This is a genomic window from Leptothrix ochracea, assembly GCF_041083635.1.
GTDB lineage: Bacteria > Pseudomonadota > Gammaproteobacteria > Burkholderiales > Burkholderiaceae_C > Sphaerotilus > Sphaerotilus ochraceus.
The window spans coordinates 20,676-33,217 of the sequence record NZ_JBFPHB010000035.1 but is presented as its reverse complement, the minus strand read 5'-3'; the positions used below and the strand labels follow the sequence as shown (position 1 = coordinate 33,217).

Below are 12,542 nucleotides of genomic sequence, written 5' to 3'. Positions count from 1 at the left end.
TCGCTGACCGAGGCGGTCTGTGCGCTTGGTGCTTGTGATCAGTTGGTGGCCACGGACCGCTATTCCAACGCGCCAGCCCAGGTGCTGGCGCTGCCCAAGGTGGGCGGCTTGGAAGACGCGCAGATCGAGCGCATCGTCGCCCTGAAACCGGATGTGGTGCTGGCCACCCGGGCCACGCGGGCGGTCGAACGTTTGCAGGCTTTGGGCCTGCGGGTGGTGCTGATCGAGGCCACCAGCCACGCCGAAGCCCATCAGATGCTCACCCGATTGGGTGAGGTGCTGGGGCGTGCTGAGCAAGCTCAAAAGCTCTGGCAACAGATCGAGGCTCAAGTGCAGCAAGCCGTGGCCCGCGTGCCTGCAGCGCTGCGCGGCCGCAAGGTCTACGTCGAGGTCGATGCGGGGCCTTATGCCGCTGGGCCGACCTCTTTTTTGGGCGAGACCTTGGCCCGTTTGGGCCTGCATAACATCGTGCCGGCCTCGTTCGGGCCCTTTCCCAAACTCAACCCAGAGTTTGTGGTCCGGGCGCAGCCGGATCTGATCTTGGTGATGGAACGCAGCCCCGAGGAGCTGGCGCGCCGCGCCGGTTGGGCGCAGCTGCGGGCGTTGCAGCGCCAACAGGTTTGCGCCTTTGAGCGCGCGCGCTACGACATCTTGGTGCGCCCCGGTCCGCGCTTGGGCGAGGCGGCCCAGTTGCTGGCCGATTGTTTGACGACGCTGGCAGGACGGGCTGTGCCATGAGCATACTTGAACAAGGTCGGCGGTGGCGTCTTGCGGGTGGGCTGCTGCTCGTCAGTGGGGTGGGGCTGCTGGCGGGTTTGATCACCGGCAGCGAAGGCTGGCGTCTCAGTGGCTTGGGCGAGCTGTTCGACCCGGAACAGGTCCTGATCGTCTGGCAGATCCGTGCGCCGCGCACGTTAGGTGCGTGGCTGGTGGGGGCGCTCTTTGGTTTGGCCGGGGCCTTGGCCCAAGGCTTGTTTCGCAATCCCTTGGCCGATCCGTACCTCTTGGGCTCGGCCTCGGGCGCTTCGCTGGGCGTGGTGGTGGTGCTGGCGGGCAGCGGTTGGATGGGCGCGGCTTTTGGCGTCGAAGCGGCGGAGGTGCTGGGGCGCGTCGGTTTGGTCGGCGCAGCTTTTGGCGGTGCCTTGTTGGGCGTGCTGCTGACGTTGCTGCTCTCGCGGGGCGCGCAGCACACCACCCGGCTGTTGCTGGCCGGGGTGGTGGTGGGGGTGGTGCTGGGGGCGATGAACGATCTGGTGACCATGATTTCCCCCGACGCCTTGCGCGGTAAGCAGGCTTTTTTGCTCGGTAGCACCGGTTTTCTCGGCTGGCCGAGCGTGGCGCTTCTGCTGCTGACGCTGTTGTTCACCTTGCCCTTGGCTTGGCGCATGGCGCGGGTGCTCGACGCCTTGAGCTTGGGCGAGGAGAGCGCGGCCAGTTTGGGCTTGAACCTGCCGCGTTGGCGCGCTGCGCTGGTCGTGCTGCTGGCGCTGGCCACGGGGACCGCCGTGGCCCAAGCGGGCTTGGTGGCTTTTGTCGGTTTGGTGGCGCCGCATTTGGTGCGGCGGTTTGTCCATGCTGCGCACGGCTTTCGCCTGGTGGCCAGTGCCGCCATGGGCGGGGCGCTGCTGCTGTGGGCTGATGTGTTGGCCCGGACCGTGATCGCACCGCAGGAGCTGCCGGTTGGGGTGCTGACCGCCGTGCTGGGTGGTTGTTATTTGCTGTGGCTTTTGCGCCGCCGGAGGTTGGCATGAAGGCTGGGCCCACGTTGAGTGCGACCGACGTGCATGTCGAGCTGGGTGGCCGCGCGGTGCTGTGCGGGGTCCGTGTGGCTTTTGAGCCCGGTTGGACCGCGCTGGTCGGACCCAACGGTGCGGGCAAATCGACCTTGCTGCGGGTGTTGGCCGGCTTGTTGCAACCTCGCTGCGGCCAAGTGAGCTTGTTTGGTCAAGCCTTGAATCACTATCCCGCCGCCGAGCGCGCTCGGCAGATCGCTTGGTTGGCACAGCAAGCCGATGACGCCGGCGGGGAGCTGAGCGTGTTTGACGTGGTGATGTTGGGCCGCTTGCCCCATGTGGGTCTGTTTGGCACCCCGACGCTTGCTGATCGTGTCGCGGTCCAAGAAGCGATGGCGCAAACCGAATGTTTGGCCTGGCAGCACCGACCTTTGGCGGAGCTTTCGGGCGGTGAGCGCCAGCGGGTGCTTCTGGCGCGCGCTTTGGCGGTGCGCGCGCCGGTTGTGCTGCTGGATGAACCCACCACCCACCTCGATCCACCGCATCAGGTCGCCTTGGTGCGCCTGATGCGCTTGATGGGTCAGTCAGGGCCGTCGGGCCAGTCCGGCAAATCGGCCCCGCGCACCACGGTGCTGAGTGTTTTGCATGAGTTGCCGCTGGCGCTGGCGGCGGATCGGCTGGTGGTGATGGCCGAAGGGCGTATCCAAGCGGTAGGGTCACGGGACGATCCGCAGGTACACGCTGCCTTGCGGGACGTGTTTGGCGGCGCGGTGCGGATCGAGCGCATCGGCACGCAGTGGACGGCTTTGCCGGAGGTGGTGTGATTTGATGGCGATGGATCACTCTCCCCAACGAGCCCGGGCGGTGATGGTGCTGGGCACCACCAGCGGTGCGGGCAAGAGCTGGCTGGCCACGGCTTTGTGCCGTTGGTACGCCCGCCAAGGGTTGAAGGTGGCACCCTTCAAGGCGCAGAACATGAGCAACAACGCGCGGGTGGTGCCGGGGTTGCTGGGCGAGGATGGACTCCCCGTGATGGGCGAGATCGGCAGCGCGCAGTACTTTCAGGCCTTGGCGGCTCGCTGCACGCCCGAGGTGCGCCACAACCCGGTCTTGCTCAAGCCCGAACACGACACCCGCAGCCAAGTGGTGGTGCTGGGCGCGGTGCGGCGTGACTTGGGTGAGGTGCCGTGGCGCGAACGCAGTGCCGCCCTTTGGCCCCACGCCCATGCCGCGTTAGAGGCCTTGATGCAGGACAACGACGTGGTGGTGATCGAAGGCGCGGGTTCTCCGGCCGAGATCAACCTGCATGCCAGCGACTTTGTGAACATGCGCACCGCTTTGGCGGTGAATGCTGCGTGCTTGTTGGTGAGCGACATCGACCGGGGCGGCGCTTTTGCGCATCTCTACGGCACGCATCAGTTGTTGCCCGACCAAGAGCGGGCGCTGATTCGCGGTTTCGTGCTGAACCGCTTTCGCGGTGATGCGGCCTTGCTGGCCCCAGGGCCCGAGATGCTTCAGCAACTGACGGGCGTGCCGACGTTGGCGGTCTTGCCGATGTGGCGCGATCACGGTTTGCCGGACGAAGACGGTGTGTTCGATGAGCGCACCCAAGGCGGTGACGGTGCTGGCAAGGGTGGGGCCGTGAAGCTGCGTATCGCTGTGATCGCCTACCCGCGCATCAGCAACTTGGATGAATTCCAGCCGCTGCGCAATCTGCCGGGTGTGCGCTTGGTGTGGGCGCGCAGCGCAGCCGACGTGGACGCCGCGGACTGGATCATCTTGCCCGGCTCCAAGCACACCAGCGGTGATTTGGCGTGGCTGCGGCGTCAGCAGTTGGATCGTGCCATCGCGCGCCACGCGGCGTCCGGGCGAGCGTTGCTGGGGATTTGCGGCGGCTTGCAGATGTTGGGTGAGGCGCTGGTCGATCCTGAGGGCGTCGAGGCGACATCCGTGGGTCTGAATGTGGACGCCAACGGTCCGGGTTTGGGCTTGCTGCCGCTGGTGACGCGCTTTGAGCCGCAGAAGCTTTTGCGCCCGGGTCGCAGCACCTTTGCGGCCTTGCAAGGCCCTTGGGCCGCGTTGGCTGGGTTGACGTTTGAGGGCTACGAAATCCGCCACGGCCGCACCACCTTGCATCCGGCCATGACCCCGGGTTTGGACGCGCTGCACAACGCCGAAGGCGAGGTCATCGGCTGGCAGCAGGGGAGCGTTTTGGGGCTCTACGCCCACGGGCTTTTTGAGTCACCCGAGGTGCTCCAAGCCCTTTTTGGGGCAGGATGCCGCACCTTGGACGCTGTTTTTGACGGCTTGGCCGATTTTCTCGATCAGCACGTCGAAGCGGGCGTGCTCAAGCAACTTTTGCAGCCGATCCACCCCTGACTCTCTTTCTGAATCCGACGGAGCTTTTGTTCATGCAGATCGAATCCCCCCCCACCGATGCTGGTCGCCCCCAACCCGAGGGCGAGCGGCGTGGCTTGGTCATCGTTCACACCGGCGACGGCAAGGGCAAAAGTACAGCAGCCTTTGGCTTGGCGCTGCGGGCTTTTGGCCGAGGCAAAGCGGTGCATATCTATCAGTTCATGAAGGTGCCCAGCGCGCGTTTTGGTGAGCACCGGCTCTTCGAGAAAATCGGCTTGCCGATCGAAGGCTTGGGGGACGGTTTCAGCTGGAAGAGCAAGGACTTGGAGCATTCAGCCCAGTTGGCTCGGGACGGCTGGGCGCGCGCAGCGGCGCTGATCCGGGCGGGTGAGCACTTTTTAGTGGTGCTCGACGAGATCATGTATCCCATCCGCTTCGGCTGGCTGGCGCTGGACGATGTGCTGGCTTGCCTGCGGGAGCGTCCGAGCCACGTGCACGTGGTGCTGACGGGACGCGGTGCCCCCGAGGAGTTGGTCGCGCTGGCGGATACGGTGACAGAAATGACGCCGATCAAGCATCATTTCGACGCCGGTGTGCCAGCGCAGCGCGGGATCGAAGACTGATAAAAATCGACCAATCAGCCCACCAAGGTGGCGCTGAGGATGGTCACGGCTTCACGCGGCACGTCGTCATGGAAGCCGCTGCGACCGGTCTTGACGCCTTCGATCTTGTCCACCACGTCTTGACCGGCAATGACCTTGCCAAAGACGGCGTAGCCCCAGCCTTGAGCCGACTCCGACTTGAAGTTCAGGAAGTCGTTGTTGGTCGTGTTGATGAAGAACTGCGACGAAGCCGAGTGCGGATCGCTGGTGCGGGCCATCGCCAAGGTGTAGTGGTTGTTCTTCAGGCCGTTGTTGGCTTCATTCTTGATCGGGGCCAGCGAGGACTTTTGCTTCATGTCGGCCGTGAAACCACCGCCTTGAACCATGAAACCCTTGATGACGCGGTGAAAGATCGTGCCGTTGTAATGACCTGAAGCCACATAGCGCAGGAAGTTCTCGGTCGAGATGGGGGCGTTGGCACCGTCAAGTTCAATCTTGATCAGACCGGCAGAGGTATTCAGTTCGACGATTTTTTGAGTCATTTATTTCTCCAAGGTTGCTTTGTTGATGGTCACGGCCTGAACAGGCACATCGCCTTGCATACCACGACGCGTGGTGGGCACGGCGCGGATTTTATCCACAACCGCCATACCATCGATCACCTTGCCAAAAACGGCGTATCCAGTACCGTCACGCGAATTGGCTTGATCGAGAAAAGCGTTATCGGTCACGTTGATGAAAAACTGTGATGTGGCTGAATCCGGCACGTTGGTACGCGCCATGGCCACGGTGCCACGGGTGTTTTTCAGACCATTCTTGCTTTCAAGCGCAATGGGTGGTCGGGTGGGTTTTTGCTGCATATCTGGCGTAAAACCACCGCCTTGAATCATGAAGTTTTCGATCACGCGGTGAAAGATGGTGCCGTCGTAGTGGCCCGCTTTCACATACTCGATGAAGTTCTTGGTTGAAATGGGCGCGTTCTTGGTGTCGAGTTCGATCACCACATCGCCCATGCTGGTGTTCAGGCGCACTTTTTCCGCCCACGCTGGCGCTACAGCGCTGATGGCCAGCACAGCGCCCAAGATGGTTTGTGCTTTGAATGCTTGAAATGCGTTGAAAGTGAGGTTGATGTTCATGCAATGGTGCCTTCGTAAAATATTTTCCACTGACCACCTTCAAGGACCCAGTATTGCCTTTTGGTGGATTTTTTATGCTTATCGATGCTGCTTGAATGATTTTCTGTGAAGGTGATCACAAGTATTTCATACCGATCTCGCCATCCAAGGATAGAGACCTCGCTGAGGCTGCGATCTTTGCTGAATGTGGCTTGGCGAGGGTGATCTTTGATGATCTTTTCTTTGAAGGCCTCAAAATCATCTGTACCATTCCAGAACTGCCGTGAATACAATTGAATCAATGGCTGTGGGTCATTGCTTTGGCGCATCTCATGCCAATGGTTGAGTAGATGCATGGCATTATTTTTTGCGCTATCCAAGGTGGCCGGCTGCACCCATTCGAGATGTTCCGCAACCACCACAGGTGTATTCATGGGCACCAAGTCACGCAGAATCTGACGCATATCATCGTTGGCCAAAACAATGCAGCCATTGGATGACTGTGGGGCGCGCACATAGTCCGCTTTGGGGACGCCGTGCAACCAGATACCTCGCCCGGATCGGCCCACGCGCTGATCGTACTCATTGGGGAAATTGATCGGCAGTGCGCCTGCGCCGTACAAATCGGTCAGTTTGTCAGCGCTGATTTTTTCGGTGATGTCATACACGCCCAGCGGTGTGCGCTGATCGCCCTCGACCCATTTGTCCACGCCATTGCGACCAATCGAGACGTAGCGGTGCGACACCAAAGTCAGGCCATGGTTCTTGTTTTCCAGCAGGTACAGGCGGGAGCGGGACGCATCGACGGCGACCACAAAACGCACTTTGGGAGCGACCAGCAAGAGTTGACGCGGGACGGTGCCCGGCGCTGGGGTTTCGCGCAGAGCTTGGATGCGTCGTGCTGCCTCCAGCTCCAGCTGCGCCAAAGCTTCGGTGCTGCTGCTGTTGGTGCCGAGAGGGCGATTTAAATGGCCATCGGGACTCAGGCGCGCTGTTTGAGCCATCAATAAATCGCCATAAATCAATTGACCCAGATGAAATTCCGGAAGATCCCGGACCAAATTCTCTGCGCGGCCCAGCGCTTCGCGAATGCGGGCTTGGCCGATGAGGCGATAGATTTCAATCAAACGCGCTTCGGGTGCGGACAAGGGCAGGATCTGCGAATCATGGCTCCCTTGGCTGTTGCTCGTCGAGTCGTACGGTGGTGTGGTTGCCGTTTCCGGGGAGGGGGCCTGAGGATACGTACGCATGGCGGCTGTTGCGGCCGTTGCGGCAATCAGCACCAAGATCACCACCAAGGCTGCCGTGACGATCCCGAAGCGTGGGGATACGAGACTGCTGAAGGCGGCTTGCATGTTCATGACAGGAGCGGGCGCTGTGGAGGGTGTGTTGACGGTGGGTGTCGAGGCGGATGCGATGGCGGCAGAAGAAGCAAGGGGGAGGGGATTGTCCGTGGTGGCCTGCATGGCCACCGGCAGCATAGGCACCGATTCTGGCGTTGAGCTGCCGCCGCCCAGCTCTGCCGAGCGGTCGTGAGAAGGCACAGGGGGGGTCCATGCCCGGATCAGATTCATCGATACCTGTGCTTCTCCGGGCGAAGCACCTTCGAGCACCAAAGCGCGTGCGTAAGCCTGACGAGCAAGCAAGCCATGGACGGTCAGCAAATTGTCGTAAACAGCCGCGTAAGTTGGATCATGGCGCAGGGCTTGCTCGAAGATGGATCTTGCCAAGGCATATCGCCCCTGTTGGGCATAGATGACTGCCATGTTGTTCAGGACCTCCAGCGGCACCTGGGGCTGATCTGCCAACTCCTCGAAAATCACCAACGCAGCGGCGTGGCGCTGTTGTTCGGCAAGGTGTACCGCTTGTTGGAAGCGCTGATCGCTTGTGGCCGAAGCGGGGGCTGACGGCGCGGGCGTGTCTACGCTCAGTTCAGTCCGAGCCCAAGCCGTGACAGACCCACACAGCAGCATGAGCACGGCCACGATCAGCGCCCCCCATCGCCGCCATGCAGCGGAGAGTCCAACGCCAAAGAACGTTGGGGGGGTCTGAACGGGGCATGGCAGGGCTGAGGTCGGGTGGAAACGCATCGAGTCGCTGATGGGTGGGTCCGCAGGTCAGCGGGGCTATACTGAAACGATTGTATGGGACCGTCCTTTGCTGGTCGTATCCACTCCCAATCCTTCGATGGCCCTGATTTCTGATCTTTCGATGACGTTGCGCATCCATAACAGCCTTAGCCGGACCCTGACCGATTTTGAACCTCTAGAGCCTGGACATGTCAGGCTCTACGTTTGTGGCATGACCATCTATGACCTGTGTCACGTGGGCCATGCCCGCATGATGATGGCGTTTGATGTGGTGACGCGCTGGTTACGGGCCAGCGGTTATCGGGTCACGTACGTTCGAAACATCACGGACATTGACGACAAAATCATCCGTCGGGCCACCGAACGAGGCCTCACCTTGCGGGCTCTGACCGATGAGATGACCGAGGCGATGCACCGTGATATCGCGGCTTTGGGCATTGAGCGTCCCACCCATGAGCCCCGTGCGACCGACTACGTGCCGCAGATGCTGACGATGATCAGCCAGCTTGAGGAACGAGGTTTGGCCTACAGGGCAGCCAGTGGTGACGTTAACTACGCCGTGCGGCGTTTTCCGGGGTACGGCAAGCTGTCTGGCAAGTCCTTGGATCAGTTGCGTGCGGGTGAGCGGGTGGCGGTGGCTGAAGGCAAAGACGATCCTTTGGACTTCGTCCTTTGGAAAGCTGCGAAGCCTGAGGAGCCGTTGGACGCTCGTTACGAATCCACCTTTGGTCCTGGCCGGCCCGGTTGGCACATCGAGTGCTCGGCCATGAGTTGTGCCTTGTTGGGCGAAACCTTTGACATCCATGGCGGGGGCTTGGACCTTCAGTTCCCGCACCACGAAAACGAAATCGCCCAGAGTGAAGGTGCCAGCGGTCAGCCCTTTGCCAAGGTCTGGATGCACAACGGTTTTCTGAACGTGGACAACGAAAAGATGTCCAAATCGCTCGGCAACTTCTTCACCATTCGTGACGTCTTGCAGCACTTTGATGGCGAAACCATTCGCTTCTTCATGCTTCGGACCCATTACCGCAGTCCGTTCAACTACAGCTCGGACGGTTTGACGGATGCACGCAATGCACTCAGGCGGCTCTATACCGCCTTGGATGGTGTTGCGCTGGATGGGGTTGATCATGCCGCCGTGGATTGGACGCATCCGTTCGCTCGGCGTTTCAAAGAAGCGATGAACGAAGATTTCAACACCGCCATCGCGGTGTCGGTCTTGTTTGATCTTGCTGCCGACATCAATCGGAACGCTTCTGGGGCGTCGGCTCGGCTGCTGCGTCAATTGGGGGCGGTGCTGGGTCTTTTGCAACAACCACCGCGAGCGTTTCTTCAAGCTGGATTGGCCGGTCATCAGGCCGACGGTGAGGGGGATGATCTGGCGGTATGGATCGAGGCGCAGATTCAGGCGCGTGTTGCCGCCAAGCTTGCGCGCAACTTTGCCCAAGCCGACCAGATCCGTGCGAGCTTGGCCGAGCGCGGCATTCTCCTCAAAGACACGCCCTCAGGGACGACCTGGGTGCGTAGTTAGAGCGGCGGGAGACACACCTTGCTGAAATTGATGGCGATGGAGCCTGAGCCTCGTCAGGATTGGGTGACGCCCACGTACTGGGATGAGGCTTGTCAGCACTTGGCCTCGCGTGATCGGGTCATGAGCAAGCTCATCCCGATCTTTGGTCAGGCGCGTCCACGCAGTCGCCGCGATGCCTTCACCACCTTGGCGCGTTCCATCATCAGCCAGCAGATCGCCGTGCGTACCGCTCAGTCGGTGTGGGAGCGCTTTGTGGCGTTGATGGGTGGGGAGTCCTTCCGCATTCCTCCAGAATCTGTGTTGGCACAGACGTCTGTGGCCTTGCGAACGGTGGGCTTGTCGGCGCGTAAGAGTGAGTATCTTCTGGATCTGGCGCGTCACTTTGCCGATGGATCTGTGCATGAATCGGCTTGGCCAAACATGAGTGATGCCAAGATCGCGGAAGAGCTGGTGGCGATTCGGGGTGTGGGGCAATGGACGGCAGATATGCTGCTTATCTTTCATCTCATGCGACCCAATGTGTTGCCCTTGGATGATGCTGGGTTGATCAAGGGCATCAGCCTCAACTACTTCAGTGGTGAGCCCGTTTCCCGGGCAGAAGTTCGAGAAGTGGGCGAGGCGTGGGCACCCTTTAGGTCGGTGGCAACGTGGTACTTGTGGCGCAGTCTTGATCCTGCTCCGACAGCGTACTGACGTAGACTAGCGCGTCCGAAGATCTCGTAAAAGGAAGAAACCGATGAGCAAACGACACTTTCTCGACTTCGAGCACCCGATTGCTGAGCTCGAATCCAAGATCGACGAATTGCGCTATGTGCAAAACGAGTCGTCGGTAGATATCTCCGAAGAGATTGATCGGCTGTCCAAAAAGAGCCAGCAGTTGGCCAAGGACATTTACGCCACGTTGACACCTTGGCAGATGACGCTGATTGCGCGTCATCCCCAGCGGCCCTATACGCTGGACTACGTCAACGAGATCTTCACGGACTTCCAAGAGCTTCATGGGGATCGCTCTTTTGCGGATGATCTCTCCATCGTCGGCGGCTTGGCACGCTTCAATGGTCAAGCCTGCATGGTGATCGGACACCAAAAAGGGCGTGATACCAAAGAGCGCGCTGCACGCAACTTTGGGATGTGTCGCCCCGAGGGCTATCGCAAAGCTTTGCGCTTGATGAAGTTGGCGGAGAAGTTTGGTTTGCCGGTCTTTACCTTTGTCGATACTCCGGGCGCATACCCTGGGATTGGCGCCGAGGAGCGCGGCCAGTCAGAAGCCATCGGTCGCAATATCTACGAGATGGCACAACTCGAAGTGCCGATCATCACCACCATCATCGGCGAGGGCGGTTCTGGCGGTGCCTTGGCCATCAGCGTCTGCGATCAGATGCTGATGTTGCAGTTCGCGGTTTATTCGGTGATCTCACCCGAAGGGTGCGCCTCGATTCTCTGGAAAACGGCGGAGCGTGCCAATGAAGCGGCTGAAGCGCTGGGCATCACGGCCCATCGCCTGAAAGCCTTGGGCCTGATCGACAAGATCGTCAATGAGCCGGTGGGCGGTGCTCATCGGGACGCCAAGCAGGCTGCGGCCTACTTGAAGCGTGTCTTGAATGACGCCTTGCGCCAAGTCTCGGCCTTGAAGACCCCGGATTTGTTGAATCAACGCTACGAGCGTCTGCGTTCTTACGGCCGGTTCAATGACACCAAGGGGTGATTGAAGCGGGTGTTGTGGCGGTTGCGTTCAGCGGTGGGCGCGATTCGACCGCCTTGCTGCATGCCCTCTGCCGAGCCGCTGAGGGATCCCCCCTTCAAATCCATGCGATTCATGTCAACCATGGGTTGAGTGCCCATGCGTTGACGTGGGAGCGGCATTGCCGTGCGGTGTGCCGACGTTGGCAGCGTGAAGGCCTGTCGCTGCAATTTCATGCTGCTCGGGTGACGGTTGATCGTCACAGTGCCTCCGGGATCGAAGCGGCCGCTCGCGACGAGCGCTATGCCGCTTTGCGGCGCATCGCTGCTGCGGTCGGTGCGAAGGCAGTGGTTTTGGCGCAGCATCGTGATGATCAAGCCGAAACCGTGTTGTTGCAGGCCCTGCGTGGCGCCAGCGTGGCAGGCTTGGCGGCCATGCCGAGGGCCATCGAACGCGGCGGCCTGCTTTGGTTGCGTCCATGGTTGGCATGTCCTCGGTCGTGGATTGAGTCGTATTTGCGCCGACATCGTTTGAGCTACATCGACGATGACAGCAACACCGACCCGAAATTCGCGCGCAACCGTCTGCGACGACAAGTTTGGCCGGCCTTGAAGGCTGCGTTTCCGCAGGTGGAGACGGTGTTGGCCGATGTGGCCACGCATGCGCAAGACGCCGCTGCTTGTCTGGATGCCTTGGCCGCCTTGGATGAGCAGCAGGTGGTGGTGGATGGCGCGCGCGGTTTGGCGGTGGCGGCGTTGCTGGCTTTGGGTCCTCAGCGCGGTCGAAATCTGTTGCGTCACTGGTTGGGTCGTATCCATGGTCCCGCCAAAGGAGTTCGTGGAACCCTGATCGCTCGACTCTGGGATGAGCTGCCGTCGGCCAAGAGTGGCGCAAAGTGGCTGTTATCCATCGATCCACCGCTGGATCTGCGGCTCTATCGAGGTGTGTTGTGTTGGCATCATGGCGCCGCCGTATCGACCCAAGGGGTGATGGCTTTGACGACGCTGATCTTGCAAGGGCCGGGTACCTTTGAGTTGGCAGGCTGGCAGGGTGCTCTGGATGTGACGGTGGTGGCTTCGGGGGGGGTGTCCGCGAATAAATTGCTAGGCCAAGTGCTTGAGCTGCGTGGCCGTGAGGCTGGCGTCACTTTTCAGCGCCATCCCGCATCGCTGCCCCGCGCCCTCAAAAAACAGTACCAATTTCTGGGCGTGCCCGAGCCTGCTCGCGTCGGCCCCTTGATGTATTTGGACGGACAGTTGATCTTTGTGCCGGCGTTGGGCCTCGATGCTCGGTTTGTGGGGGGTAGCCCATCGACTGCCTCCACAGCGCAGCCTGATGAGGTGAGGTTGGATTTGCGCTGGATCGCTATGCCGCAAGCTGGCGTTGGGGAGCAAGGGTAGAATCCCGCGCTCTTGGCGATGTGGTTTTCGAT

General features: G+C 60.8%; 12 protein-coding genes. 9 read left to right on the top strand and 3 right to left on the bottom strand.

Features of this window, described 5'->3' with window-relative positions; translation table 11 throughout:
* From AB3X39_RS11895 to cobO, 5 genes are all read left to right on the top strand, one after another.
* A partial coding sequence (locus AB3X39_RS11895) for an ABC transporter substrate-binding protein (RefSeq protein ID WP_369417598.1) occupies positions 1 to 738 on the top strand: 738 nt, incomplete at its 5' end.
* On the top strand, positions 735 to 1,751 hold the full coding sequence (locus AB3X39_RS11890; RefSeq protein ID WP_369417597.1) for a FecCD family ABC transporter permease: 1,017 nt from the start codon (positions 735 to 737) through the stop codon (positions 1,749 to 1,751). The genes AB3X39_RS11895 and AB3X39_RS11890, both read left to right, overlap by 4 nt.
* A complete protein-coding gene (locus AB3X39_RS11885; RefSeq protein WP_369417596.1) occupies positions 1,748 to 2,557 on the top strand; it encodes an ABC transporter ATP-binding protein in 810 nt (269 codons plus the stop codon). The genes AB3X39_RS11890 and AB3X39_RS11885 overlap by 4 nt, the downstream gene beginning before the upstream one ends.
* A 10-nt stretch (positions 2,558 to 2,567) precedes the next feature.
* The gene (locus AB3X39_RS11880) at positions 2,568 to 4,112 is read left to right on the top strand and encodes a cobyric acid synthase (protein ID WP_369417595.1); all 1,545 of its coding nucleotides are present in this window, start codon (positions 2,568 to 2,570) and stop codon (positions 4,110 to 4,112) included.
* A gap of 32 nt (positions 4,113 to 4,144) precedes the next feature.
* Positions 4,145 to 4,714, top strand: coding sequence for a cob(I)yrinic acid a,c-diamide adenosyltransferase (gene cobO / locus AB3X39_RS11875; protein WP_369417594.1), 570 nt, complete (start codon positions 4,145 to 4,147; stop codon positions 4,712 to 4,714).
* Positions 4,715 to 4,728: 14 nt separating this feature from the next.
* Here the strand turns inward: cobO and AB3X39_RS11870 are convergent, their stop codons facing one another.
* Genes AB3X39_RS11870 through AB3X39_RS11860 form a run of 3 tightly spaced genes read right to left on the bottom strand, consistent with a single transcriptional unit; the run spans position 4,729 to position 7,898 of the window.
* Positions 4,729 to 5,235, bottom strand: a complete 507-nt coding sequence (locus AB3X39_RS11870) for a peptidylprolyl isomerase (protein ID WP_369417593.1) — start codon at positions 5,233 to 5,235, stop codon at positions 4,729 to 4,731.
* Positions 5,236 to 5,829 carry a peptidylprolyl isomerase gene (locus AB3X39_RS11865; RefSeq protein ID WP_369417592.1) on the bottom strand — a complete coding sequence of 198 codons (594 nt, stop codon included), beginning with the start codon at positions 5,827 to 5,829 and terminating at the stop codon, positions 5,236 to 5,238.
* Positions 5,826 to 7,898, bottom strand: a complete 2,073-nt coding sequence (locus AB3X39_RS11860; protein ID WP_369417591.1) for a L,D-transpeptidase family protein — start codon at positions 7,896 to 7,898, stop codon at positions 5,826 to 5,828. The genes AB3X39_RS11865 and AB3X39_RS11860 overlap by 4 nt, the downstream gene beginning before the upstream one ends.
* A 121-nt stretch (positions 7,899 to 8,019) precedes the next feature.
* Between AB3X39_RS11860 and cysS the strand changes: the two genes are divergently transcribed.
* From cysS to tilS, 4 genes are read left to right on the top strand one after another with little or no spacing between them, the layout of a single operon-like run.
* Entirely contained in the window at positions 8,020 to 9,429 is a 1,410-nt protein-coding gene (cysS, locus tag AB3X39_RS11855) for a cysteine--tRNA ligase (RefSeq protein ID WP_369417601.1), read from the top strand.
* A 36-nt stretch (positions 9,430 to 9,465) separates the two neighbouring features.
* Entirely contained in the window at positions 9,466 to 10,122 is a 657-nt protein-coding gene (locus tag AB3X39_RS11850) for a DNA-3-methyladenine glycosylase family protein (RefSeq protein WP_369417600.1), read from the top strand.
* 43 nt (positions 10,123 to 10,165) lie between these two features.
* Complete coding sequence (locus tag AB3X39_RS11845) at positions 10,166 to 11,134, top strand: acetyl-CoA carboxylase carboxyltransferase subunit alpha (protein WP_369417590.1); 969 nt, start codon at positions 10,166 to 10,168, stop codon at positions 11,132 to 11,134.
* Complete coding sequence (tilS, locus tag AB3X39_RS11840; protein ID WP_369417589.1) at positions 11,131 to 12,510, top strand: tRNA lysidine(34) synthetase TilS; 1,380 nt, start codon at positions 11,131 to 11,133, stop codon at positions 12,508 to 12,510. The genes AB3X39_RS11845 and tilS overlap by 4 nt, the downstream gene beginning before the upstream one ends.
* Positions 12,511 to 12,542: the final 32 nt, after the last annotated feature.